We start from the raw sequence: 23,977 nt of genomic DNA, 5'->3' as shown, positions 1-23,977 counted from the left end.
CGCGCGCGTGAGGGCGCTCACGCTTTTTGAAGCGCACGCGCGCGTGCCCCGTTTTTGAAGGCAGGCGCGCGTGCCCCGCATGGAACGGACGCGGCGCCTCCTAGCATCGGCTCCATGCCCGGCCCCTCCCCCTCCACCGCCTGGTGGGCGCAGCGAGCGCCGTCCGCGAGTGCCGCCGTGCTGGCGACCGGCACCCTGGCGGTCGGACTGGATCTGGCGGGGTACGGCGTCCTCTCCCGCATCGCCCTCGGCCTGGCCTGCGCGGCCTGGCTGATGCTCGCCGCGGACTTCACCCTGCGGCTGCTGCTCGCCGGCACGCGATGGCGGGCGTACGCGGCGGTGCCGGGCCTCCTGGACACCGTGGCGACGGCCGCCCTCACCACCGTGGCGGCGACGGCCGTCCTGGGCACCGGCTTCTCGGCGGCCGGCTCGCAGTCCCTGGCGGCGGCACTGCTGGTGCTGGCCGTACTGCTCTGGCCCGTGCCGCTGGCCCTCCCCGCGCAGGACGGGGAGCGGCGCCGGCCCGGGACGGTGTTCGCGCGCTGCATGGCCACGCAGGGCCTAGCCGTGCTCGGTGCCACGCTGGCCGCGGCCGAGTCGGCGGCCTGGCTCGCGCACGCGGCGCTGGTGCTGTTCTGGCTGGGGCTCGTGCTGTACGTCCTCGCCCTGGCCCGTTTCGATGTGCGGCAGGTGGCCGAGGGGCGCGGCGACCACTGGCTCGCGAGCGGGGCGCTCGCCATCTCGGCACTGGCCGGGGCGCGGCTCATCAGCTCCGACAGCGCACGCCTGTACCTGTGGAACGACGACGACCGCGGCGTCCTGCGCCGTGTGACGGCCGTACTGCTCGTGCTCGCACTGGCCGGCTGCGCCGTCCTGCTCGCGGCCGAGTTCCTGCGGCCGCGGCCCCGTCACGACATCCGGCGCTGGGCCAGCGTGTTCGCCTGGGCCAAGACTGCGGCGGCGGCACTGGCCGTCGCCGCGGCCCTCGACGTCTCCTGGCTCGACGGCCTCGGGGAGGTCTTGCTGTGGGTCACGGTGGCCGCGTGGCTCGCAGCCACTTCCTGGGCGGTCGCCTCGGCCCGGACCTACGTCCTGCCCGGCCGGGTCAGGTCCAGAGCACGGCGATGAAGATGTTCGCCGTGGTCAGCGCCCCGACCAGGCCGAACAGGCCCTTGTCCACCTTCTCGTCGTCCCGTTTCACGTAGACCAGGCCGAGGATCACGATCAGCAGGGCCAGCTTCACGCCGATCTTGATGTTGTTCACGGTCTGGCCGTCGGCCTGGTTGAGGCCGACCAGGATCACACCGGTGACCAGCATCGTCAGCGCGCCGTGCAGCATCGCGGGGGTGTAGCGGGCGGTGCCCGCGCCCATCGCCTTCATCTGGGTGAGGAAACCGCCCAGGAGGGCCGCGATGCCGATGATGTGGAGGCCGACGAAGAGGTGGATGAGTACGTCCATGAGGCCGGAGCCTAATCAGGGGCTCCACAGCCGCCCGACACCGGCCCGTCGGATGCATATATGCGCCCCATAGCACCCGCCGACGGTCCCGCGCCCATGATTCTGCGCATCGGTCATCACGCTGAGTTAAGACGACGGCGGCGAGACCACCTCACGGTCGCATACGGTCACCGCCGGTCCTCTCGGAACACTTCCGCGCACCCGCCACCGGGCCGCCGCGGCGAGGTTTAGCGTCCTCCCCCAGGTGCCCGGCTCCCCACCGCCGCCCGGGCCAGGGGCGGCAGTCGGACACCACCGCCGAGAAGGTCCGGCGGCGGTCCGCTTCCCCTGTGCGGGCCGTCGCCGGACGCGCAGGCCGCCCGTCCGCTCCCCCCTGGCGGCCGTACGCACCCGTCGGCGGTCGCAGGAAAGGACGTGGCCCCCAGGTGGCAGCGCATCGCAAGCCCCGCCAGCGCTCCGCGAGCGGCAGCAAGGCCCGTACGGCCGCCACGATCGCCCTGGCGGGCGCGGCGACCGCGACGGGCTTCGACGGCACCGGACACGCCGAACCCGAGCTCACCCCCGGCCAGGTCAGGGCCAAGGTGGACGCGCTGTACCAGGAGGCGGAGGCCGCCACCGAGAAGTACAACGGCGCGAAGGAGAAGGCGGAGGCGACCGGACAGCGGCTGAAGGACCTCCAGGACCAGGCGGCACGCAAGGAGGAACGGCTCAACGCCGCCCGCGAGGCACTGGGTTCGGTCGCCGCCGCCCAGTACCGCGGGGGCGGCCTCGACCCGGCGGTCCAGCTCGCCCTGTCCGACGATCCCGACCGGTACCTCCAGAACGCCGAGTTCGTCGAGCGGACCGGCAACCGGCAGCAGGCCGACGTCGCCCGCGTACGCCGCCAGCTCCGGGAGATCGAGCAGCTGCGCGGGGCCGCCCACATCGAGCTGACCTCCCTGAAATCACGGCAGACGGAGCTGACGCGGCACAAGAAGACGATCACCGGCAAGCTGGGCTCCGCGCGTCAGCTGCTGTCCCGGCTCAGCGCGCAGGAACGTGCCCGCATCAGCGACACGAGGGGCGCGGACCGCGCCTCACGCTCCTCGGCGGGTGCCCGTGACGGCCTGACCACCCCCGGGTCCGTCAACGCCCAGGCACCCAACGCCCGCGCTGCCGCCGCCGTGTCCTACGCCTACCGGAAGCTCGGCAGCCCCTACGTCTGGGGCGCGACCGGACCGAACGCCTTCGACTGCTCGGGCCTCGTCCAGGCCGCGTACCGCTCCGCGGGTGTCTCCCTGCCCCGCACGACGTACTCCCAGATCGACGCGGGCCGCCGCGTCTCCCGCTCCGAACTTCTCCCCGGGGACCTGGTGTTCTTCTACGCCGGCATCAGTCACGTCGGCATCTATGTGGGCAACGGCCGGATGATCCACGCCCCGAACCCCTCCGCGCCGGTCCGGGTCGCCCCGCTCGACGAGATGCCGTTCACGGGCGCCACCCGGGTGGTGTGACCGGGTGTGGCGGCAGCACCGTCACCGCACCTGCCGCTTCCCCCCGTCGTCAGACGGCCCGGGCTTCCCGCGTCACACCAGCCGCCGTGCCGTCGCCCACCGCGTCAGCTCGTGCCGGTTGGAGAGCTGGAGCTTGCGCAGGACCGCCGAGACGTGCGACTCGACCGTCTTCACCGAGATGAACAGCTGCTTGGCGATCTCCTTGTACGCGTATCCCCGGGCGATGAGCCGCAGCACCTCACGCTCGCGCTGGGTGAGGCGGTCCAGGTCCTCGTCGACCGGCGGCGCGTCCGTGGAGGCGAAGGCGTCGAGGACGAACCCGGCCAGCCGCGGGGAGAAGACCGCGTCGCCCTCCTGGACACGGAAGATGGAGTCGACGAGGTCCGTGCCGGTGATCGTCTTGGTGACGTACCCGCGGGCCCCGCCCCGGATCACGCCGATCACGTCCTCGGCGGCGTCCGACACGGACAGCGCCAGGAAACGGACGGGCTGCTCGGCGTCGGCCATCAACGGGGCGCAGCGGCGCAGCACTTCGACACCGCCGCCACCGGGCAGGTGCACGTCGAGGAGGACCACCTCGGGCCGGGTCGCGGTGATGACCGTGACCGCCTGGTCGACGTCCGCGGCCTCGCCGACGACCTCGACACCGGTCTGCTCGGTCTGGCCGATCTCGGCCTGGACCCCCGTACGGAACATGCGGTGGTCGTCCACGAGGACCACGCGCACACGACGCCCGCCGGTGCCACCGCCCGGCTCCCCGGGCCCGGCCGCCTCCGCCGATCCCGCCGTACTGTTCGCTTCGGTCGGGTCGCTCATGACGTCTTATCCGCCCTCTCCATCTCCAGCTCGACCTCCGTGCCGCCGTCCGGTACCGCGCGCAGCCGCGCCGTACCGCCGTTGCGCTCCATGCGGCCGATGATCGATTCTCTGACACCCATCCGGTCGGCGGGTATCGAGTCGAGGTCGAAGCCGGGGCCGCGGTCACGGACGGACACGAAGACCGTCTTCCCCTCGACCTCGGCGAAGACCTGGACGGCTCCGCCCTCGCCACCGTACTTGGCGGCGTTGACCATTGCCTCACGCGCGGCCTGCATCTGTGCGGCAATTCTCTCGTCGAGCGGGCAGTCGCCCACGACCACGACCTCGATGGGCACGCCGTGCTTGTCCTCCACCTCGGCCGCGTTGCGCCGCACGGCGTCGGCGAGCGTGGTGGGTTCGTCGGCCTCGTCCTTGCCGGTGCCCTCGGGCTTGTAGAGCCAGGTGCGCAGATCGCGCTCCTGGGCGCGGGCGAGGCGGCGCACCTCGTTCGCGTTCTCCGCGTTGCGCTGGATCAGGGTGAGGGTGTGCAGCACCGAGTCGTGCACATGCGCGGCGACCTCGGCGCGCTCCTGGGCGCGGATGCGCATCAGGCGCTCCTCGGAGAGGTCCTGGGTCATGCGCACCAGATACGGCCCGGCGAGCAGCGTTATCCCGACGAGGACCGCGAGCGCCGCCTGAAGGACGGAGCCGAGGTGGGCGGCGGAGCCCTGCAGCACGAAGATGCCGGAGACGCCGGCGGTCACCAGCAGCACCCCGCCCACCGAGCGCAGCAGCGTGACCGTGCGCCGGCGGCGGCCGACCTCGACCCAGCGGGCCCGGCGGGCGTTGTCCGCCTGCCGCCAGACCAGGGCGACGCCCGCGCCTACGAGCACGGTCGGCCACAGATACGCCCTGGCCCCGCCGCTGAGGTTCACATTGCCCACGAACACCATGGCCACGACGACCATCAGGAGCAGGGCCACGATCTGGCCCTTGTCGGGTCTGCGGGCGACGAGTCTGCGGCGGCCGTCGGGAGAGGTCTCCGAGGCGACCAGCGACGGCGGCTTCTGTGCGTCGACCCCGCCGACGCCGAGCGGGACGAAGAACCAGAACGCGGCGTACAGCAGCGCACCGAGGCCGTCGGCCATGAACAGGCCGACGAAGACGAGCCGTACCCAGATCACGGGCAGCCCGAGGTGCCCGGCGAGCCCTCGCGCCACACCACCGAGCCAGCGTCCGTCACTGCTGCGGTAGAGCTTGCGCGGCGGCCGCGGTTCGGCGAGTGGCGCTGCTGCGGCTTCCGACATGCCATTGATGGTCACACGGCCGCAAGGCCGGAGCATCAGGGTCGACCCCGGAGACTCCCCTGATCTCCGCACCCGGGCCCCTCGAACGCCTCCCGGGCCGTCCCTCAGGGCCGATATCAGGGTCCGGCCAGGGTCATTCCGACTGCCGCCGCACCGCCGCGCCCGTCACCATGGACCCATGACCGATCACGACCACGCCGCGACGGGTCCGGGACCCGGCTCCGGCCCGCGCCCCGCACCGGGCGCCGGGCCGCAGGATGCCGCGCCCGCCGCGGGCGCCGCCCCCGCCGGCTCCCCCGCTCCCCCGGGCGCGCACGGGCACGGGCGCGCGGGCGCGGAAGAACAGAGAGGGGGTTCGTCCGACGCGGCCGCCCCGGCCGGGGAGGCCGTCCCGCCCGGGCCACCGCACAGATTCCGGCGCGACCGCCGCCACAAGGCCCTGGCCGGCGTCTGCGCCGGGCTCGGGCGGCAGTGCGACATGGACCCGGTGATCTTCCGGATCACCCTCGCGGTGCTCTCCGCCACCGGCGGCATCGGCCTCATCTTCTACGGCTTCGCCTGGCTCCTCGTCCCGTACGACGACGAGGACGAGAACGAGGTGCGCAAGCTGCTGACCGGCCGCGTCGACGGCCAGGCCCTGACGGCCGTGCTGTTCGCGCTGGTGGGCTGCGGAGTGTTCCTGACCCTGCTGAACAACGGCGGGGTGCTGACCTTCGCCGTCGTCCTCTCCCTCCTCCTCGCCGGCGCCGGTTACTGGTCGCGGCAGCGCGGCACCCCGAGCCCCGATCCGCTGGCGGTCCAGGCCGTCGCCGATGCCCCGCCGGAGCCGCAGGCGCCGCCGGTGTTCATCACGTACCCCTCCTGGTGGCGCGACCCCATCGTCAAGGACGGCACCCACATCGGCGGTACGGGCTACCTCTGGGGCCCCCGCGACTCCCGCGACCTGGACGTCGCGGCAGCCGTCAACATCGGCCTCGGCGTCCGGCCCCGCGACCGCGAGGACATGCCCGCCCCGCACACCCGGCCGCCCAAGCCGCGCGGCCCCCGCTGGATCGGCGGCTCGGTCTTCCTGCTGGCCCTGCTGGCGGGCGCCCTGGGCACGGGCCTGACCTGGGATCAGCACCCTCTCGGCACGAGTCTCCAGACCGGCCTGTCCTGCGCACTCGCCGTCCTGGGCCTGGGCATAGCGGTCAGCGCCTTCCTGGGGCGGACCGGCGCGGGCTCGATCCTCCTGGCGATCATCACGGCCGGTCTGCTCGCCGGCTCGGCGGCACTGCCCAAGAACATCGGCACCCAGTGGGACCGCACGACCTGGCAGCCCGCCTCGGTGACGGACGTACGACAGCGGTACGACCTGGGCACAGGCGTAGGGACCCTGGACCTGACCCGGGTGGACATAGGCCGGAACCAGACCGTGACGACACGCGCCGACGTCGGCGTGGGCCAGGTGAAGGTGCTCGTGCCCGAGGACGTGACCGTGCGGCTCAGCGTCGACGTGGGGATCGGAGACCTTCAGCTGCCGGGCGACGACAAGAAGGACGTGGACGTGAAACCGGGCCAGCACCAGGAGATAACCCTCTCCCCCGCCGCGGGCGTCGAGAAGTCGGGCACCATCGACCTGGATCTCCAGGTCGGCATGGGACAGGCGGAGGTGGCCCGTGCTGCGTCATGAACTCCAGCCCGGAAGGCTGGTCGCCGGCACCCTCCTCGTCCTGGTGGGCGTCCTCTACGCCGGTGACGCGGGCGGCGCCTGGGAGACGCCCTGGTTCGTGGCGATACCCCTCGTCACGGGCGGGCTGTTCCTGGCCGGCGCGGTGGGGTTCCTGACGGGCCGTGTCCGCCGGCGCCGCGCGTCGGGCCGTACCGCCACCGACGAGCCCGGGCCGGACATGGCGGCCTGACGAGAGGCCCGCCCGCCGCCCGGCCCACTGCCGCTCGCTACCGGTAACCGCCTGTCCTCTGCCGTCGCCGCGACCGCAGCGCGGCATCCACGGAGAGGAGGGGAGCGCCCGCGAGGACGAGAGGAATCCAGGCCATGAGATAGGCGAGGTCGTTGCCGTAGTAGTACGGGTCGGAGGCCCAGCTCACGGTCAGCCACAGGCTGAGGGAGATGAGCGCGCCGCCGAGTGCGGCGAGGCGGGCGAAGAGGCCGAGCAGGGTGCCGATGCCGACGGCCAGTTCGCCGAAGGCGATGGTGTAGCCGAAGGCGACAGGGTTCTTCAGGGAGAGGTCGACCAGGGCGGGGATGGCTGAGGAGTCGCGGATGGCACGCATCATGTCGCCGATCGAGCCTGAACCGGCGTCCTGCATGAAGGCGCTGTCGGTGAGCTTGTCCAGGCCGGCGTAGATGAAGGTGACGCCGAGGAAGATCCGGAGCGGGAGGAGGGCGTAACGGACGGCGGTGTCCCGCCAGTCTCCTCCGCTGCCGAAGTGGGGGGTGTGCGTGTCCGATCTCATGCCGTGCGTCATCGCTGCTAGCCGCCTCTCGCCCGCCGGTGCCGAGACCCCCTCAACAGACCATACGTACGACAAACCGACCCGGCTCAATCCTGTGCGGCCGCTTTTGTTACCGGGGGGCCCGGCCCCGAGCGGCACGACCGCCCGCAGCCGGGCAGGACGGCCGGCCCTCACTCCGTCACGTCAGCCGGCCTCTACTCCGTCACATCAACCGCGTACCGGTTCGTCTCCACCCCCGCCGCCGTGACCACCTGTACCTCCACCCGCCCCGGCTCCACATCCGCCGGCACCGGCACGGTCAGCAGCGTGTCCGTCGGGTTGCTGAATCCCCCGGGTACCGGCACCAAGGGGACGTGCACATGCACGGCACCGACCCGGACCACCATCCGGGCCAGCCGGTCCGCCCCCTGCGCGCCCGGCGGCACGAACCCGGCGCCCCGGATCTCGATGTCGTCGCCCGTGCGGATCGGCCCGTCCAGGTCTCCCGCCTCCCTCGACCGCACGACGGAGAGGATGACCGGCCGGCCACCTTCCGCGTACTTGCCGGCCAGGTACGTCACCGCCGACACCAGGACCACCACCGCCAGCCCCCACGGCAGATCCGGCAGCTGGTCCGGCCGCCTGGCCAGCCGTACCGCCGCGAAGACCAGGGCGACGCCGCTGATCACGACGTACTGGATGTCGGCGAAGGTGCCCCGGCCCGCGTCGTCGGTCAGCAGGTCGGCGGCTCGCGGCCGGTCGGCCGGCACCTTCTGGAGCCGTTGCCCCAGCACCCGCAGCCCGACCACCCGCCGCACGAGCACGGCGATCCCGCACACCACGGCGAGCACGGTCACGACCCCCGCCCCGCGGGCGAGTTCCAGCCCGGACAGCAGCGCGTCCCGGTCGGTGTGCCGGGAGGCGCCCGCCAGCCGTCCGGCCAGCACGAGCACCGAGTAGGCCACGAAGAGCACCCACGCCCCGGCGACCGTACGGGAGGTGGACAGCCGGTTGTCCTCGCCGATGAGGGGCGCCAGCGCACCGCCCTTCGCCCGGTGGAACCACGACGCCGCCGTCAGCGCTCCGGCGACCGCCAGCGCGGCGGCCAGCCCGGCCGTACGGGCCGCCGTCCAGCCCGCACCGACCGCGGTGAGGGACTGACCGAGCAGCAACAGCACGACGGCCGCCCACACCACACCCGCCGTGCGGCGCCACAGGCCTGCCAGCCAGGCCTTGCCCTCGGCCCGGCCGCGCTCGGCGACGAGTTCCGCGGACTGCGCCAGTTCCTCCGAGACCCACTGGCGGGAAGCCGAGGCGGAGTGGGCCACCGCGGCCGGCAGCCCCTGCCCGGCCGCGAACTCGTCGCGCCTGCGCAGGAACGCGGCGACGGCCCGCCGGTGCCCCTCCCGTGCCCCGTGCGGACAGTCGCCGCAGGCGCACCCGCCTCCGTGCACACCGCTGCGCATATCTCCGGGCGCACCTCCCCGCACACCGCCGTGGCCGCCCGCATACCCACCGCCGTACGCGCTCCCGGCCCCACCGGTGTACCGCCCCGCATACGCACCCGCGTCCGCATACCCACCCGCGTCCGCGCCGCCCTGTCCCGTCTCGCGCACCGTCACGCCCGACGCCCGCCTTCCCGCGACCCAACCACCGTCGGTCTTCCGGACCCCGGAAACACCGCTGTACAACTCCCGTGCGACGACAGCGGATTATCCCTTCACCACCCGGTCCGCGTCCGCCCCGTCCGGTCACCACGGGTGAACTTCCGCGTGTCGTGTTGACCCGGCTGCGAGAATTCCCCTATGGCCGAGATCATCCAGCGTGACGGGACCTGGGCCTTCGACGGCAGCACGGTCCGGATCACGCCCGGTCTGCACCGCTCCGTGCCGCTGTTCCGGCAGACGTACGGAGAGGTCGCCGTGCCGCTGGAGGCGGTGTCGGGGGTCGCCATCGAACCCGAACGCAAGCGCGCACGACTCCGCTTGCGGCTGCGGGAGGGCGCCGACCCGCTGCTCCAGGCGACCGGCGGGCGGCTGCCGGACGCGGCCGACCCCTACCGGCTGGCGGTGGACGTCGACCGGACGGGGGTCGCCGAGTACGTCGCCGAGGAGATCCGCCGCGCGCTGCTGCTCGACCGCATCCCGAAGGAGGCGGCGAAGGCCTATCTGCTGCCCGGCCCGCCGGTTCCGGTGTCGGTGCGTTCGTCCGACGGGACGGTCTCATTCGACGGGAGCCGGGTACGGATCGACTGGGCCGACACCTCCGAGCGGGTCAAACGCGCCACCGGCCCGCGCATCATCGGCCTGGGTGACCTGGTCCGGGTCGAGTGGCTGCCGAACTCCGGCCACGAGGACGGCTTTCTGCGGTTCGTCACCCGCGAGACGGTGTTCTCGAAACTGCCGCCCGAAAAGGACCCGTACGCCCTGGACCTGTGGGGCAGCACCCGCCGGGACCTGCTGACCGCGCTCGTCGCGACGGCGGTGACCGCCAGGCTGCCGCACCCGTCCACCCACGCCGCGGCCGGGAACCACGAGGCCGACGCCCACGGCTCCCGCCCGGCACCCGCCGTGCCGCCCGCGGCCGACCACCACGACGTACTGCTGCGCCGCCTGCGCGAGCTGGGCGCGCTGTACCGGGACGGTGTGCTCACCGACGAGGAGTTCGCCCTGACCAAGGCGGCAGTGCTCCGCGGCTTCTGACGGCCGGCCGCTCAGCTCATCAGATCCGGCTCACTCCGGCTGACCTCCTGCCACATCGGCTGGTAGTTGATCCACGCCACCAGGTCGCCCCCCAGCTGCTCCCGCGTCGCCACCGCCATCCGGTGGTCGATGCGGACCGGCCGCCCGGCCGCCTGCGCCGTCAGCTGCACCTGGCACGACCGTTCCATCGACACGAACCACCAGGCGGCGGCGTCCACCGAGTCGCCGACGGTCAGCAGCCCGTGGTTGCGCAGCACGAGCGCCTTGCGGGAGCCGAGCGCGGCCGCGATGCGCCGCCCCTCCTCGGCGTCGACGACGACGCCGGTGTAGGCGTCGTAGAGGGCGTGGTCCTCGTAGAAGGCGCAGCTCTCCTGGGTGATCGGCTCCAGCAGCTCGCCGAGGGCGGCGAGCGCCCGGCCGTGCACGGTGTGGCAGTGGGCGACGGCGACCACGTCGGGGCGGGCGGCGTGGACCTGGGCGTGCACGGTGAAGGCGGCCTGGTTGACGTGGTAGCGGCCGTCGACGACCTGGCCGTCCTGGTTGGCGAGCACCAGGTCGCTCACGGTGACGTGCCGGAAGGGAATCCCGAACGGGTTGACCCAGAAGCAGTCGCTGTACTCGGGGTCGCGGGCGGTGATGTGCCCGGACACGCCGTCCTCGTAGCCGAGCCGTCCGAAGATCCGCAGGGCGCCCGCGAGCCGTTCCTTGCGGTGGCGGCGCTCGTCCTCGAGCGACTCGTGCATCGGCGGCATGGCGAACCGCAGCCGGTCGGTGGGCAGCGGCAGGGGCGGGGTGGGCCCGTGCATAGGTCCTCCAGCGCTGGTGCTACGTACGGGGCGGAAGCTACCGCCGGTCGGGCAGGGAAGAACAGAACCGTTTCGTGAAGATGAGGCGAGCGCCCCGGCGAACACCTCGGGAGCGCCCCGCCGAACACCTCGTGAGCACCCGCGCGCTCCGCGCGCACCCGTGCGCACCCCTTTCGCCCCCGGTCACCCCGACCCCACGAATAGCGGACAGAGGATGTCGGGTTTCGGCGCCAGACTCTCCGTATGACAGAGAACTGGGCGGCTTTCGCCACCGCCGAACCGGATCTGGCCGGCACCGTCGAGAAGCGCTTCGGCGCCTACACCCACCACATCCTCGCCACCCTCCGGAAGGACGGCTCGCCCCGCACCAGTGGCCTGGAGGTGCGGTTCCTGAACGGCGAACTGTGGCTCGGCATGATGCCGAACTCGCTCAAGGCGCTCGACCTGCGCCGCGACCCGCGCTTCGCGCTCCAGGCCAACCCCGGGGAGGGCACCGGCATGGGCGGCGGCGACGTCCGGATCAGCGGCCGGGCGATCGAGGTCGACGACGTGGAGACGAAGGCCGGGTACGTGGAAGAGGTGGAGCCGCCCGAGCCGTTCCACCTCTTCCGTACCGAGCTCACGGAGGTCGTGCGGACCTACGTCGAGGACGACAAGTACCTCGTCGTCCAGATCTGGACACCCGGCGAGCCCCTGCGCACGATCAAGCGCACGTAGGGGTCACTCCCACTCGATCGTCCCCGGCGGCTTCGAGGTCACGTCGAGGACGACGCGGTTGACGTCCCGCACCTCGTTGGTGATCCGGGTCGAGATCTTCGCGAGGACGTCGTACGGCAGGCGCGACCAGTCGGCCGTCATCGCGTCCTCGGAGGAGACGGGCCGCAGGACGATCGGGTGGCCGTACGTACGGCCGTCGCCCTGGACGCCGACGCTGCGGACGTCCGCGAGCAGGACCACCGGGCACTGCCAGATGTCACGGTCGAGGCCGGCCGCCGTCAGCTCCTCGCGGGCGATGGCGTCGGCCTCGCGCAGCAGGTCCAGACGCTCCTTGGTGACCTCGCCGACGATCCGGATACCGAGGCCGGGGCCGGGGAAGGGCTGGCGCTGGACGATCTCGTCCGGCAGGCCGAGCTCCTGGCCGACCATGCGGACCTCGTCCTTGAAGAGCTTGCGCAGCGGCTCGATCAGCTGGAACTCGAGGTCCTCGGGGAGGCCGCCCACGTTGTGGTGGGACTTGATGTTGGCGGTGCCGGTGCCGCCGCCGGACTCGACCACGTCCGGGTAGAGGGTGCCCTGGACGAGGAACTCCACCGCCGGGCCCTCGTCCGCGATGATCTCGGCCTGGGCCTGCTCGAAGACCCGGATGAACTCCCGGCCGATGATCTTCCGCTTCTCCTCGGGGTCCGAGACCCCGGCGAGCGCCTTGAGGAACCGCTCCTCGGCGTCCACGACCTTCAGCTGCACGCCGGTCGCAGCGACGAAGTCCTTCTCGACCTGCTCGGTCTCGCCCTTGCGCATCAGGCCGTGGTCGACGTACACGCAGGTCAGCTGGGAGCCGATGGCCTTCTGGACGAGGGCGGCGGCGACGGCGGAGTCCACGCCGCCGGACAGCCCGCAGATGGCGCGCTTGTCGCCGACCTGCTCGCGGATCGCGGCGACCTGCTCCTCGATCACGCTGCCCGTGGTCCAGGACGGGGTCAGGCCCGCGCCCCGGTACAGGAAGTGCTCCAGCACCTGCTGCCCGTGCGTGGAGTGCATCACCTCGGGGTGGTACTGGACGCCGTACAGCTTCTTCTCGTCGTTCTCGAACGCGGCGACCGGCACGACGTCCGTGGAGGCCGTCACGGAGAAGCCCTCGGGGGCGGCGGAGCAGGCGTCGCCGTGCGACATCCAGACGGCCTGCTCGGCGGGGGTGCCCTCGAAGAGGGTGGAGGACGACTTGGACACGTGCAGCTCGGTGCGGCCGTACTCGCGGGCTCCGGTGTTGTCGACGGTGCCGCCGAGGGTCCGCGCCATCAGCTGGAAGCCGTAGCACATGCCGAAGACGGGGACGCCGGCCTCGAAGATCTCGCGGTCCAGGCTCGGGGCGCCCTCCTCGTACACCGACGAGGGGCCGCCGGAGAGGATGATCGCCGCGGGGTTCTTGGCGAGCATCTCGGCGACCGGCATGGTGCTCGGCACGATCTCGCTGTAGACCCGCGCCTCGCGGACACGACGGGCGATGAGCTGGGCGTACTGCGCGCCGAAGTCGACGACCAGGACGGTGTCGGTGGCGCTGGCAGCGGGAGTCGCTGATGACACAGGGTGCCTTCCGGCGGTGGGGCGGGAGTCTTGTGCCACCCGATTCTACCGGGGTGCCGCCGGGCACCGTCCGGGGCCGGGGACCGGGGCCGTCTCAGGATGCGAACCGTGTTGGACGTCCTCGGGGAGCGGGGCATACTTGCCCCATGCTCCAGCACCAGACGTTCGTCTTTACCTATGGCACCCGGCCCGCCGGCTGCCATGGTCGTGCTGCTTGAGCAACTGACAAGCGACTTCCCAGGCGCCCCGGGCCGACAAGGCCCGGGGCGTCTGCCGTCGTCCGGGCCTTGCCGCTCCGGGGCACCCTTTGATGACAAGGAGCCCCATGAACGCCACCGAAGTGACCGGCGCCCGTACCCCCGAGGCCGCCGGCGTGATCACCGGCGCGCGTGAGCGCATCGACGCGCTGGACGACCGGATCATCGGCCTGATCCAGGAGCGGGCGGCGGTCTCCGCCGTCATCCAGGAGGCCCGGATCTCCTCCGGCGGCCGGCGCGTGAACCTCTCCCGCGAGATGGAGGTCCTCGGCCGCTACCGGGAGGCGCTGGGCAAGCCGGGCACGGCCCTCGCGATGACCCTGCTGGAGCTGTGCCGCGGCAGGATCTGAAACCCCGTTCCCAGGACAGACGTGCGCCCCCTTCTCACCCGTACGGCACGTGACCGTCCCGCGGGCCGCTTCGTTGGTCCCGGTGTCCGCGCCAGCCAGGCGCGGGCCCGAGAGAAACCACGCGTGGCTCGCTGGAGCGATGAGACGCACGGATCGTGCCGTGCGTCGTGGGACCTCGCTCCAGGGACGTGACCGGACGGCAGGGGACAGCAGCCCGGTCACCCCAGAGAACGGCCGGCTCCGGGGACGCCCGGGGCCGGCCGGCGGACCTTGCAAAAACGCACCGAGGCCGGGCCGAACGGTTGCGGGCGCCGCATTCATCCAGCACGATGCGTAGACAGCCCAAGTCCCCCCGCGGACACCCGCATTGCCCGACCGCCAAAGGTCGAGACCAATGGTCCGGTCGGAGTCCGGCCGAGACCAGCGGCGCAACCCCCCGGCGCCGCTTCCCGGCACCGGCGCTGCCCTGACGTCGGTGCTGACGAGAAGAAGGGCCCCGCGGCTCCACCCCGCGGGGCCCTTCGCTCTGCGTCGGCAGTGGTCCTGCGCCGGCAGTCGTTCCGGGGACCGTCACTCGAGGGCCGTCAGGTGCGCGACACCGTCCCGCACTCGTCCGGGTCGCGGTCGAGGTCCTTGCTCCGGTCGTACGGATCCGTCGTCGGGCCGCTCGGCGGCGCGCCCGTGGGCTCGCTCGACGCGAACTCCGGGTTCAGATAGCCGTCGTGGACGTCGCAGGAGGAGTTGCCGATCTCCTGGTCGTACTCCAGGAGCAGCAACCGGCCCGGGGTGACCTCGTACTGCGCGGGGTCGGCGAGTTCGACGTCGAGCACCCGGCGCACGATGGTGCGGGTGACCTCGACGGGGCCGTCGGCGCGCACGACGGGGTAGACGAAGGTGTAGTCGGCGCGTACCGCCACGCCCCCGTGCGATCCCTTCTTGAGCGTCATGCGCCCGCGTGTCTTGATCACGTCACCGGCCGGCCGCACCTCGTCGGGGTCGAAACGGCTGAACAGCGTCACCGGGTCGTGCTTCGCGCTCGGGGAACGCAGGGCGGTGTCGAGCTCGTCCAGGAGCTTCGGCTGCTTGGGGTCGAGCACGGAGAGCGCGGCCTCGGGGCGGGCGCCGCGCACCGCCTTCGGGTCGAGGTTGGCGCCCACCAGCAGCTTCTTCGTCAGCTTCAGCGCCTGCCGCACGCGCTCCTCGGGGACCGAACCGACGGCCTTGGCCTCGGGCAGCACGATGCCGGCCTCGCCATCGGCCCAGCGCAGCGCCGGGGAGCCGGCGAACGGCTCGTCCAGGGTGGGGGTTTCGGGGTCCGACGCCCCGGGCGCGGCGGTGGGGGCGGCGGTCTCGGCGGGCAGCGGTGAGGCCGCGGCGCCCGTCTCGTCCGTGCCGAAGGGGTCGCCGGGCAGCAGCGACGGTTTCAGCGCCACCACGGCGACGGCGACGGGCACGCCGAGAAGGGCCCACAGCTTGCGGCGTCGTGCCACACGGCCGTTCGATATGGCCGGGCCCGTTCGCCAGCCCGGAGGCGACTCCCCCCGGGCCTCCTGCTGCCGCAGCCGCTCGGTCACCATGCGCGCCCGCGCGGAGGGTTCCTTCGGGGCGGAGGTGTTCCGCGCGGTGTCGCGGGTGAACTGCTCCCAGACGTCGTCGGGGATCTCCGGGGCCGACGGCTGATCGTCGGACGGCTTCTCAGACACGAAGTCCAGATCTAAGCGGATGGGAAGCGCCTTCACAAGAAGATCTTGGATGTGACCCAGCCCACATAAAAATTCTGTGAGTGCCAGCACAACCATTCACAGGTCTCACGGATCAAACCTGCCGAACCACGGGCACTCCCGCGCCCCACACGCGGAGGCCTCCCCCAACGTTCGTACCGCCTCCCGCGGTACGCCGGACTCTCCGAGGTCTTCATGAAGCTTCGCCGCGCAATGGCAGCAGCGGCCGCTACGGCGGTCATAGCCCCGGTGGCACTGCTCGCGGCACCGGCCGCGTACGCGACCGACGAAACGACACCCACCCCGAGCCCGTCCGTGAGCGAGTCCACTCCCGAGACGTCGCCCTCGCCGAGCACCTCCGTGAGCGAGTCCGCCCCGGAGACGTCGCCCTCGCCGAGCACCTCCGTGAGCGAGTCCGCCCCGGAGACGTCGCCCTCGCCGAGCACCTCCGTGAGCGAGTCCGCCCCGGAGCCGAGCACGTCGGCGCCCGAGGAGTCCGAGACCCCGGACCCCGAGCCCTCCGTGTGCGAGGACACCAAGGTCGACGTGAGCATCACCGGCCTGCCCGGCAAGATCGCCGCGGGCAGCGGCTGGCACAAGTTCTCGCTGAACGTGGCCAACAACTCCGACTCCACGCTGAACGACCTCGACTTCTTCGCCGGGGCCTCCCCCGACAAGAACGGCGAGGAGCTGTTCTCCAGCAAGCAGGTCCAGCTCCAGGCCTGGGACCCCCAGGACAAGATCTGGGTCGACCTCAACGAGGGCGGTTACGCGGTCGGTTACGTCGGCTACACCGACGAGCTGAAGCCCGAGTACCAGGTCAACATCCCGCTGCGCCTCAACGTCAGCAAGTCCGCCCCGGTCGGCGCCGGCTTCTCGCTCGGCGCGACGATCTACGGCGACAACGACGACGAGTGCATCGGCTTCGGTGACGTCTCGTACAAGTTCCAGATCGTCGCCGCGGGTACGGACACCGGTGGCACCAAGCCGACCGAAGGCGGCAAGGCGCCCGTCACCGACGAGAAGCCGAGCGGCGACACGCCGGAGGTCACCGGCAGCCTCGCCGAGACCGGCTCCAGCTCCGCGCTGCCGATGATCAGCCTCGTCGGCGGTGCCGCGGTCGTCGCCGGTGCCGGTGCGGTCTTCGTGGTGCGTCGCCGTAAGGCCGGCGTCCAGGCGTAAGCCACAGCGGCCGGCAGGCCGTTGCACAAGCAGAAGAGGGACCTGTGCTCGGAGGGGGGTGCAGGTCCCTCTTCTGCTGTCCGCCGCCGGTCAGTTCTTCGGCGGCACGGCCGGCATGCCCAGGAACGGCAGCCGCAGCGCGCCGAACGCCTCCGCCGGGACCGCCGGGGACTTCGGCTCGACCGGCTGGAGACGCTCGTAGGCCGCGCCCTGCCGCGGACGCGGGTCGGGCTCGCCCTTGTTGGGCCAGAACGACATCGCCCGCTCGGCCTGGGCGGTGATGGTGAGGGACGGGTTGACGCCCAGGTTGGCGGAGACCGCGGCGCCGTCGACCACCGAGATGCCCGGGTGGCCGTAGAGGCGGTGGTAGGGGTCGATCACGCCGGTCTCGCGGGAGTCGCCGATCGGGCAGCCGCCCAGGAAGTGGGCCGTGAGCGGGGTGCCCATCAGTTCGCCGACGTTCGAGCCCGCGAAGCCGTTGATCTCGGCGGCGAGCGCCGACGCGCTCTGCGTGGCCGCCTCGATCTGCTTCGGGTTGGGCGCGCCGTGGCCCTGGCGGGCGGTGAGCAGCCCGCGGCCTACGCCCGACGGTTTCAGGTAGGTCGTCAGCGAGTTGTCCAGCGACTGCATCACCAGGCCGATGATGGTCCGCTCCGACCAGCGGCGGTTGGACAGGGAGCGCAGCACCAGCAAGGGGTGTTTCGCCGCGTGGGCGAGGAAGCCCAGCACCCGGGAGGCACCCGAGTCGTTCCCGGCGTACGGGACCTGGAGGATCGACAGGCTGCCCATCGAGTTGGAGCCCTTGCCGTAGCGGACCGGCTCGATGTGGGTGTTCTGGTCCGGGTGGATCGAGGACGTGATGGCCACGCCCCGCGTGAAGTCGGCCTTCGGCGCGCCGTGCGCCTTGCGGTAGCGCCGGTCGTCGGTCTGGGCGCCGACCAGGGCCTCGGAGTTGGTGCGGGTCAGCCCACCCAGCTTGTCCGATATGTGCGGCAGCTGGCCGCCGGCCTTCATGCGGTGCAGCAGCGTCTGGGTGCCGTACGTGCCGGCGGCGAGGACGACTTGGCGGGCCCTGTAGGTCCGGCCCTTGGCCTTGCGGCGGTCGTCGGTGGGCAGGGTGGCGACCGCGTACCCGCCGCGCGAGTCGTCGGTGACCGAGACGACCGTGGTCAGGGGGTGCACGACCGCGCCGGCCTTCTCGGCGAGGTAGAGGTAGTTCTCGTTGAGGGTGTTCTTCGCGCCGTGCCGGCAGCCGGTCATGCACTCGCCGCACTCCGCGCAGGCCCTGCGGGCCGGGCCCGCCCCGCCGAAGTACGGGTCGGGCACCTCCTGGCCCGGCTTAGCCTTCGCCGTGCCGTCCGCGTCCTCCCCGTCGCCGAAGAAGACGCCGACGGGTGCGAGGTGGAAGGAGTCGCCGCAGCCCATGCGTTCCGCCGCGGCCTTCAGGTGCACGTCGGACGGGGTCATGGTCGGGTTGAGCCGTACGCCGAGCATGCGCCGGGCCTGGTCGTAGTACGGCTTGAGCTCCTCCTGCCAGTTGGTGATGTCCCGCCACTGCGGGTCCTCGAAGAACGGTTCGGGCGGGACGTAGAGGGTGTTGGCGTAGTTGAGGGAGCCGCCGCCCACGCCCGCTCCCGCCAGGACCATGACGTTGCCCAGCAGGTGGATGCGCTGGATGCCGTACATGCCGAGTTTCGGCGCCCACAGGTAGTTCTTGAGGTCCCAGGAGTTCTTGGGGAGCGTCTCGCGGGTGAAGCGGCGGCCGGCCTCCAGGACGCCGACCTTGTAGCCCTTTTCCGTGAGGCGCAGGGCGGTCACCGAGCCGCCGAAGCCGGAGCCGACCACGATGACGTCGTAGTCGTAAGCGTCCTGAGGCACGTGCTCTCCTCGCTGCATCACCGGAACCGGAACGCCTTCATCAGGCGCAGGCTCCTGCTCATGAACTGTGCGTACTGCTCGTCGTCCATGCCCAGCGCGGGGGCCATCGGGAGCACACGCTGGTGGGCGACCGTCTGGGCCTCGGTGTACTTGAGGATGCCCTCGGCACCGTGGCGGCGGCCGAGGCCGGAGTCCTTCATGCCGCCCATGGGCGACTGGACGCTGCCGTACGCGGGTGCGTAGCCCTCGTTGATGTTGACGGTGCCGGTGCGCAGACGGGCGGCGACCTCCTGGCCGCGTCGGCCGTTCTTCGTCCACACCGAGGAGTTCAGGCCGTACGCCGTGGCGTTGGCGCGCTCGATCGCCTCGTCCTCGCTCTTGAAGCGGTAGACCGAGACGACCGGGCCGAACGTCTCCTCCGCGCAGACGGACATGTCCGTGGCGATCCCGTCGAGGATCGTGGGCTCGAAGAAGTAGGGGCCGATGTCCGGTCGGGCCACGCCGCCGGCGAGGACCTTCGCGCCCTTGGCGACCGCCTCCTCGACGTGCCGCGTGACGGTCTCCAACTGGCGTTCGCCGACCAGGGAGCCCATGTCGGCGCCGTACGCCAGGGACGTGCCGAGGCGCATGGCCTTCGTTCGGGCGGCGAAGCGCTCCAGGAAGGCGTCCGCGATCGACTCGTGGACGTAGAGCCGCTCGATGGAGATGCACAGCTGGCCGGCCGAGGAGAAGCAGGCGCGGACGGCGCCGGCCGCGGCCTTCTCGATGTCGGCGTCCTCCAGCACCAGCATGGCGTTCTTGCCGCCGAGTTCGAGGGAGACGCCGACCAGCCGGGCGGCGGCGCCCTGGGCGACCTCGCGGCCGGTGCGGGTGGAGCCGGTGAAGGAGACGTAGTCGGCGTGCCGGACGACCTCCGGACCGACGACCGGGCCGTCGCCGAGGACGACCTGGAACACGTCGGCGGGCAGGCCGGCCTCGATGAGCAGGTCACGGGCCCAGAGGGCGGTGAGGCAGGTCTCCGTGTCCGGCTTCATGACGACGGCGTTGCCCGCGACGAAGGCCGGCAGCGCGTCGCCGACCGACAGCTCCAGGGGGTAGTTCCAGGGCGCGATCTGGCCGACGACACCGCGCGGGTGGCGCCGTTCGACGACCTTGGTGAGGGTCGGCATGGCACCTGCGTGCCGCTTCGGGCGGAGATACGAGGAGGCCCTGCGGCCGTAGTGCCGGGCTGCGACCGCGACGGCCTGGACCTCCTCGTGGGCGTGCAGCCGGGCCTTGCCGGTCTCCAGCTGGACCAGGTCGAGCACCTCGGCCTGACGCTCCAGCACCAGGTCGTGGAAGCGCAGCAGGACGGCGGCGCGCTGCCGTATCGGCGTCTGCGCCCACACGGTCTGGGCGGCGCGGGCCAGTTCGAAGGCCCTCGCCACGTCCTCGGGCGTCGACTCGGGCAGGTCGGCCAGCTTCTCACCGGTGAACGGCGTGTGGTTGGCGGTCCGGCCGGAGCCGGTCACGCCCTTGGTGAGCTGGGCGACCAGCTCGGGGGTCACCACGTCGGCGGCCGTGCGGGCGCCCTCCGGGGCGGGGGCGAGGGGGTTCGTGCCGGCCTGTGCCGTGCCGGGCTTCTCCAGGGCGTGCGCGTCCGTCATGAGCCGCAGGGTATGCCCCGGCGAAGCCTTTGGGTACCCGTCGGTAATACGGCTTCACCGAGTGCACACAAGGCGCCAGTGGCTGCTGGCAACGAACGCCCTGATCAGGGCGTTGTGCGGTGACGAGTTGGTGTGATTCAGCCTTTTACGATCCCGGTGATTCAGCCTTCCACGATGTCGAGCCGCTCCCGGGCCCCCTCGAACACCGAGGTGCCCTCCGTCTCCTCGGGCGTGCCCTTGGGCATGTCGACGCGCAGTTCGTACAGGCGGTCGTCGTCGGTGCGGATCATCACCCGCATGACCCGCCTGGTGTCCTCGCCCCGGCGGTAGGTGGTGTCGGCGAGAGCGGCCTCGTACCCCTGGACGCTGGTGTGCGTGTACTGCGTGTCCCCGCGGACGACGGGTGCGTTCCGGAGCTGGTCCATCGGGGAGCCCGGAGCCCGGTCCCAGAGGAGGAGGCGGACCTGGACGGTGCCGCCCTGTTCGTCGCCGTAGAGCACCGTGCGGGGCTGGTCGGTCGCGCTGCCGGTCCGGTCGAGTTCGCGGTAGCGGCGCGGGAGATGGAGTACGGCCGCCAGGTCCGGATCGCTGTGCGGGGTCCAGATCTCCGTCGCTTCGGCGGTCTCCGCGCTGCTGGTGTCGCCGAGGTGAGTGACGGCACTTATGCCGCCGGTGAGCAGCGCGCCCAGCAGGGCGATGGGGGCGGGGCGCAGGAGGCTCTGGCGCTTGGGGGGTGAGGGGTCCTGCCGCTCTGCGGTGCCGGCCTCCGGCGGTTCGGCGGCCCCTGGGCGTTCGGTGGCCTCGGGCGGTTCGGCCGCCTCCTCGGGCCGTGGCGTGCCGGGGTCCTCCATGAACTGCTGTATGTGCTCGGCCTCTATGTGCCCGGCCCCCTGAGCTTCTTCCGGCACCTCGGCCGCCGCCGGCCCGGCCGTCTGCGCCAGCGCCGCCGCGACCTCCTCGGCGTCCGGGCGCTGGTCGGGGTCCCGCCGCAGCAGTCGTGCGATCAACGGGCCGAGGGGTCCGGCCTGTTTCGGTTCGGGCGGCTCGGCGGCGAGGATCGCGGCGAGCGTGGCCTCGGGTGTGGTCCGGCGGAACGGGGATTCCCCCTCGACGGCGGCGTACAGCAGTACGCCCAGGGACCACAGGTCGGAGGCGGGTCCGGCGATGCGGCCGGACATCCGCTCGGGGGCGACGAACTCCAGCGAGCCGACGGACTCCCCGCCGGCCGTGAGCAACTCCTCGCCCTGCACATGGGCGATGCCGAAGTCGGTGAGGACGACGCGCCGGTGCGGGCCGAGCAGCACATTGGCCGGTTTCACGTCCCGGTGCACGATGCCGACGGCGTGCGCGGCACGCAGGGCACCGAGGACGGCGAGGCCGATCCGGGCGGCTTCACGCGGGTCGACCGGGCCGCGCCGGAGCACCTCGTGCAGGGATTCGCCCCGCACCAACTCCATGACGATCCAGGGGAATCCGTCGAGCGCCGCGTCGATCGCGTTCAGCCCGTCGCGTCCGACCGGCCGGTGGCGATCGATCCGCCCGTCGCGTGCGTCCGGCTGCCGCTCCGGCTCGACGACCACGTCGTGGATGGTGACGGCGGCGGGGTGGTCGACGCGGGCGGCGGCGCGGGCCTCCCGGTAGAGCCGGTGGGCCGCGCGCCGGCGGCTCTCGTCCTCCGGGTCGCCCGGCAACCGGGGCTGCTTGACGGCGACGTCACGCTGCACGAGTTCGTCGTAGGCCCGCCAGACGGTGCCCATCCCGCCGGAGCCGATGCGCTCGATCAGCCGGTACCGCCCGCCGACCGACCGGCTCTGGGCGCCCGTCCCGCCCCCGTCGTTGCTCATGCCCCATCAGTACCCCGCGGGGCGGCGGCTTGTCGAAGCGGGTCAGTGGCCGGACACCGGTTCAGGTCCCGTCGATGTCCAGGTTCGCGATCGCCGTGTCGGCGACCTCTCGCCCGCGATCGGTGAAGTCGCCCTTGCCCGGGTAGCCGACGGTGAGCTTGTACATGTCGCCGCCGGAGGTCTTGTAGTAGAAGATCCTGAGCTCGCGGGGGCGGGGGTTCTCGCTGTCGTCGGTGTCGTAGGTGACGGTGTTCTCGGCGGCCTTCCCGCCCCTGTACGTGGTGTCCTTCGGCTTCGTCCCCGGGTTCTCCGGCATGTCCAGGCGGTAGTTGCCGCTGTCCTTGAACGCACTGTCGTCCTCGTACATCTCGGCGGCAGCGGAGCCGGCGATGGCGCTGCCGGTGTCCTCCGCCTTCTTCTCGAGCGCCAGGCTGATCCAGATGCTGCCGCTCCAGTCGGTGTACGTGACCCAGTGCGTCTGGTCGGACTCCCGGTCGGGCACGGTCCGCCGGTAGTCGCCGGGCACGGCCAGCGACGCGGCGAGTTCCTTCTCCTGGCGTGTCTTCCAGCCCTCGGGCAGCGGCCCGGCGAACGGGTTCGCGAGCACCAGGTACGCCGTCACCGCCGCCGCGACGACCGCCGCACCGAGCCCGGTCCACCCCTTGCGTCCGAGCCGGAGGCCTCGGCCCCCGCCGCCCTGGCCGCCCATGACCTGGACGACCTGCGTGGGCCGGTCCGCCGGCGGGTTCGCGGCGGCCTCCAGCAGGGCTCGCACCCGGGCAGCGTCCGGGCGGCGGGCCGGATCCTTGTGCAGCAGGCCCGTGATGGCCTCCGCGAGGGGGCCCTGGGCGGAGGCGGGCGGCGCGGGCGTGGCGTTGAGGACGGACTGGAGTGTGGCGGGGGTGTTGCTCCGGCGGAACGGCGAGACGCCCTCCGTCGCCGCGTACAGCACCACGCCCAGGGACCACAGGTCGCTGGCCGGGCCCGGGCGCTGGCCCAGCACCCGCTCCGGCGCGATGTACTCGGGCGAGCCGACGAAGCCGCCGGTGTCGGTCAGGTTGGTCTCGCCCTCGATCTGCGCGATGCCGAAGTCGGTGAGGACAACCCGGTCGTAGCGGCCGAGCAGCACGTTGTCCGGTTTCACGTCGCGGTGCAGGATGCCCGCCGCGTGCGCGGCCTCCAGCGCGCCGAGCACCTCCAGGCCGATCCGGGCCGCCTCGCGCGCGGACAGGGTGCCCTCCTGGAGCGCGTCGCCCAGCGAACGGCCCCGCACGAGCTCCATCACGATCCACGGCTGTCCCTCCACGACCGCGACGTCGTGGACGTCGACCACCGCCGGGTGGTCGAGCCGGGCCGCGGCACGTGCCTCGCGGCGCATCCGCTCGAAGGCGTTGGCGCGTTCGCGTTCGGGAAGGTGCTCTGGGACGCGGGGTTCCTTGACGGCGACCTCCCGGTCCACCGTCTCGTCCTTGGCGCACCACACCGTGCCCATGCCGCCGTGGCCGAGCTTGGCGATCAGCCGGTAACGCCCGGCGATGAGCCGACCGGCACCGGGATCCTGGACCGCTGCCACCGACTGGGTCGGTACGACCTGGGTGGGCGTCGCGTACGGGTTGCCCGGTACCGGCGCCGGCGGATTCGACGGATTCGGTGGTTGCAGAGCGAAACTCGTTGGCTCGTCGGCCCCGGATCGGGCTCCCCCGTTGTTGCTCATGAGGTCATCCATATCGCGCCAAGCCCTTGCGCATCCAGCACGGGCGCGTCCCGGTCACAGACCCGTGACGCGATCCGGGGCTT

The 23,977-nt window shown here is 72.2% G+C and carries 20 protein-coding genes; 8 read left to right on the top strand and 12 right to left on the bottom strand.

Features of this window, described 5'->3' with window-relative positions; translation table 11 throughout:
• Nucleotides 1-114 precede the first annotated feature (114 nt).
• Nucleotides 115-1,128: a hypothetical protein gene (locus QC385_RS08830; protein WP_279540681.1), complete on the top strand. Its 1,014-nt coding sequence runs from the start codon at nt 115-117 to the stop codon at nt 1,126-1,128.
• Here QC385_RS08830 and QC385_RS08825 read toward each other — a convergent pair.
• The gene (locus QC385_RS08825) at nt 1,106-1,459 is read right to left on the bottom strand and encodes a hypothetical protein (RefSeq protein ID WP_279540680.1); all 354 of its coding nucleotides are present in this window, start codon (nt 1,457-1,459) and stop codon (nt 1,106-1,108) included. The genes QC385_RS08830 and QC385_RS08825 overlap by 23 nt on opposite strands.
• Nucleotides 1,460-1,884: 425 nt before the next feature.
• Here QC385_RS08825 and QC385_RS08820 point away from each other — a divergent pair, with 425 nt between their 5' ends.
• Nucleotides 1,885-2,952, top strand: a complete 1,068-nt coding sequence (locus QC385_RS08820; RefSeq protein WP_279540679.1) for a C40 family peptidase — start codon at nt 1,885-1,887, stop codon at nt 2,950-2,952.
• 72 nt (nt 2,953-3,024) lie between these two features.
• Here QC385_RS08820 and QC385_RS08815 read toward each other — a convergent pair whose 3' ends face one another.
• Both QC385_RS08815 and QC385_RS08810 read right to left on the bottom strand, forming a co-directional pair.
• Nucleotides 3,025-3,768, bottom strand: a complete 744-nt coding sequence (locus tag QC385_RS08815; RefSeq protein WP_059424955.1) for a LuxR C-terminal-related transcriptional regulator — start codon at nt 3,766-3,768, stop codon at nt 3,025-3,027.
• Nucleotides 3,765-5,057 (bottom strand): ATP-binding protein, encoded by a 1,293-nt coding sequence (locus tag QC385_RS08810; RefSeq protein ID WP_279540678.1) that lies wholly within the window; start codon nt 5,055-5,057, stop codon nt 3,765-3,767. The genes QC385_RS08815 and QC385_RS08810 overlap by 4 nt, the downstream gene beginning before the upstream one ends.
• A gap of 178 nt (nt 5,058-5,235) precedes the next feature.
• On the opposite strand from QC385_RS08810, the gene QC385_RS08805 reads away from it, so the two are divergent.
• Together QC385_RS08805 and QC385_RS08800 are read left to right on the top strand one after the other, a co-directional pair.
• Nucleotides 5,236-6,729 (top strand): PspC domain-containing protein, encoded by a 1,494-nt coding sequence (locus QC385_RS08805; protein WP_279540677.1) that lies wholly within the window; start codon nt 5,236-5,238, stop codon nt 6,727-6,729.
• Nucleotides 6,716-6,958, top strand: a complete 243-nt coding sequence (locus QC385_RS08800) for a hypothetical protein (protein WP_279540676.1) — start codon at nt 6,716-6,718, stop codon at nt 6,956-6,958. Before QC385_RS08805 ends, QC385_RS08800 begins: the two co-directional genes overlap by 14 nt.
• Before the next feature lie 37 nt (nt 6,959-6,995).
• On the opposite strand, the gene QC385_RS08795 is transcribed toward QC385_RS08800, so the two are convergent.
• Entirely contained in the window at nt 6,996-7,526 is a 531-nt protein-coding gene (locus QC385_RS08795; protein WP_279540675.1) for a DoxX family protein, read from the bottom strand.
• A gap of 182 nt (nt 7,527-7,708) precedes the next feature.
• Nucleotides 7,709-8,959: a hypothetical protein gene (locus tag QC385_RS08790; RefSeq protein ID WP_279540674.1), complete on the bottom strand. Its 1,251-nt coding sequence runs from the start codon at nt 8,957-8,959 to the stop codon at nt 7,709-7,711.
• 339 nt (nt 8,960-9,298) lie between these two features.
• On the opposite strand from QC385_RS08790, the gene QC385_RS08785 reads away from it, so the two are divergent.
• Entirely contained in the window at nt 9,299-10,195 is an 897-nt protein-coding gene (locus tag QC385_RS08785; protein ID WP_279540673.1) for a DUF4429 domain-containing protein, read from the top strand.
• An 11-nt stretch (nt 10,196-10,206) separates the two neighbouring features.
• On the opposite strand, the gene QC385_RS08780 is transcribed toward QC385_RS08785, so the two are convergent.
• Nucleotides 10,207-11,001, bottom strand: coding sequence for a class II aldolase/adducin family protein (locus QC385_RS08780; protein WP_279540672.1), 795 nt, complete (start codon nt 10,999-11,001; stop codon nt 10,207-10,209).
• A 243-nt stretch (nt 11,002-11,244) separates the two neighbouring features.
• On the opposite strand from QC385_RS08780, the gene QC385_RS08775 reads away from it, so the two are divergent.
• Nucleotides 11,245-11,718 carry a pyridoxamine 5'-phosphate oxidase family protein gene (locus QC385_RS08775; RefSeq protein ID WP_059424941.1) on the top strand — a complete coding sequence of 158 codons (474 nt, stop codon included), beginning with the start codon at nt 11,245-11,247 and terminating at the stop codon, nt 11,716-11,718.
• Nucleotides 11,719-11,721: 3 nt separating this feature from the next.
• On the opposite strand, the gene guaA is transcribed toward QC385_RS08775, so the two are convergent.
• Nucleotides 11,722-13,302, bottom strand: a complete 1,581-nt coding sequence (guaA, locus tag QC385_RS08770) for a glutamine-hydrolyzing GMP synthase (RefSeq protein ID WP_086843299.1) — start codon at nt 13,300-13,302, stop codon at nt 11,722-11,724.
• A 325-nt stretch (nt 13,303-13,627) separates the two neighbouring features.
• Between guaA and QC385_RS08765 the strand changes: the two genes are divergently transcribed.
• Nucleotides 13,628-13,909: a chorismate mutase gene (locus tag QC385_RS08765; protein WP_150482579.1), complete on the top strand. Its 282-nt coding sequence runs from the start codon at nt 13,628-13,630 to the stop codon at nt 13,907-13,909.
• Nucleotides 13,910-14,493: 584 nt separating this feature from the next.
• On the opposite strand, the gene QC385_RS08760 is transcribed toward QC385_RS08765, so the two are convergent.
• Nucleotides 14,494-15,612 carry a hypothetical protein gene (locus QC385_RS08760; RefSeq protein WP_279540671.1) on the bottom strand — a complete coding sequence of 373 codons (1,119 nt, stop codon included), beginning with the start codon at nt 15,610-15,612 and terminating at the stop codon, nt 14,494-14,496.
• A 213-nt stretch (nt 15,613-15,825) separates the two neighbouring features.
• Here QC385_RS08760 and QC385_RS08755 point away from each other — a divergent pair, with 213 nt between their 5' ends.
• Complete coding sequence (locus QC385_RS08755) at nt 15,826-16,812, top strand: LAETG motif-containing sortase-dependent surface protein (RefSeq protein WP_279540670.1); 987 nt, start codon at nt 15,826-15,828, stop codon at nt 16,810-16,812.
• 90 nt (nt 16,813-16,902) lie between these two features.
• Here the strand turns inward: QC385_RS08755 and QC385_RS08750 are convergent, their stop codons facing one another.
• From QC385_RS08750 to QC385_RS08735, 4 genes are all read right to left on the bottom strand, one after another.
• Entirely contained in the window at nt 16,903-18,690 is a 1,788-nt protein-coding gene (locus QC385_RS08750; RefSeq protein WP_279540669.1) for a GMC family oxidoreductase, read from the bottom strand.
• Between the two features lie 17 nt (nt 18,691-18,707).
• Complete coding sequence (locus tag QC385_RS08745) at nt 18,708-20,336, bottom strand: succinic semialdehyde dehydrogenase (protein ID WP_279540668.1); 1,629 nt, start codon at nt 20,334-20,336, stop codon at nt 18,708-18,710.
• A 161-nt stretch (nt 20,337-20,497) separates the two neighbouring features.
• Nucleotides 20,498-22,180 carry a serine/threonine-protein kinase gene (locus QC385_RS08740; protein WP_279540667.1) on the bottom strand — a complete coding sequence of 561 codons (1,683 nt, stop codon included), beginning with the start codon at nt 22,178-22,180 and terminating at the stop codon, nt 20,498-20,500.
• 61 nt (nt 22,181-22,241) lie between these two features.
• Nucleotides 22,242-23,894 (bottom strand): serine/threonine-protein kinase, encoded by a 1,653-nt coding sequence (locus QC385_RS08735; RefSeq protein WP_279540666.1) that lies wholly within the window; start codon nt 23,892-23,894, stop codon nt 22,242-22,244.
• Nucleotides 23,895-23,977: the final 83 nt, after the last annotated feature.

Origin of the sequence: Streptomyces sp. DH10 (assembly GCF_029813805.1) — a bacterium.
Taxonomy (GTDB): Bacteria; Actinomycetota; Actinomycetes; order Streptomycetales; family Streptomycetaceae; genus Streptomyces; species Streptomyces coeruleofuscus.
The sequence above is the reverse complement of the archived record's forward strand: the minus strand, read 5'-3'. Positions and strand labels throughout refer to the sequence as shown.

Excerpts from the sequence above, each read along its gene's own strand:
- QC385_RS08830 (WP_279540681.1), top strand. The coding sequence starts at position 115 with ATGCCCGGCCCCTCCCCCTCCACCGCCTGGTGGGCGCAGCGAGCGCCG.
- QC385_RS08825 (WP_279540680.1), bottom strand. The coding sequence starts at position 1,459 with ATGGACGTACTCATCCACCTCTTCGTCGGCCTCCACATCATCGGCATC.
- QC385_RS08815 (WP_059424955.1), bottom strand. The coding sequence starts at position 3,768 with ATGAGCGACCCGACCGAAGCGAACAGTACGGCGGGATCGGCGGAGGCG.
- QC385_RS08810 (WP_279540678.1), bottom strand. The coding sequence starts at position 5,057 with ATGTCGGAAGCCGCAGCAGCGCCACTCGCCGAACCGCGGCCGCCGCGC.
- QC385_RS08805 (WP_279540677.1), top strand. The coding sequence starts at position 5,236 with ATGACCGATCACGACCACGCCGCGACGGGTCCGGGACCCGGCTCCGGC.
- QC385_RS08795 (WP_279540675.1), bottom strand. The coding sequence starts at position 7,526 with ATGACGCACGGCATGAGATCGGACACGCACACCCCCCACTTCGGCAGC.
- QC385_RS08790 (WP_279540674.1), bottom strand. The coding sequence starts at position 8,959 with ATGCGCAGCGGTGTGCACGGAGGCGGGTGCGCCTGCGGCGACTGTCCG.
- QC385_RS08785 (WP_279540673.1), top strand. The coding sequence starts at position 9,299 with ATGGCCGAGATCATCCAGCGTGACGGGACCTGGGCCTTCGACGGCAGC.
- QC385_RS08780 (WP_279540672.1), bottom strand. The coding sequence starts at position 11,001 with ATGCACGGGCCCACCCCGCCCCTGCCGCTGCCCACCGACCGGCTGCGG.
- QC385_RS08775 (WP_059424941.1), top strand. The coding sequence starts at position 11,245 with ATGACAGAGAACTGGGCGGCTTTCGCCACCGCCGAACCGGATCTGGCC.
- QC385_RS08765 (WP_150482579.1), top strand. The coding sequence starts at position 13,628 with ATGAACGCCACCGAAGTGACCGGCGCCCGTACCCCCGAGGCCGCCGGC.
- QC385_RS08755 (WP_279540670.1), top strand. The coding sequence starts at position 15,826 with ATGAAGCTTCGCCGCGCAATGGCAGCAGCGGCCGCTACGGCGGTCATA.
- QC385_RS08745 (WP_279540668.1), bottom strand. The coding sequence starts at position 20,336 with ATGACGGACGCGCACGCCCTGGAGAAGCCCGGCACGGCACAGGCCGGC.
- QC385_RS08740 (WP_279540667.1), bottom strand. The coding sequence starts at position 22,180 with ATGAGCAACGACGGGGGCGGGACGGGCGCCCAGAGCCGGTCGGTCGGC.
- QC385_RS08735 (WP_279540666.1), bottom strand. The coding sequence starts at position 23,894 with ATGAGCAACAACGGGGGAGCCCGATCCGGGGCCGACGAGCCAACGAGT.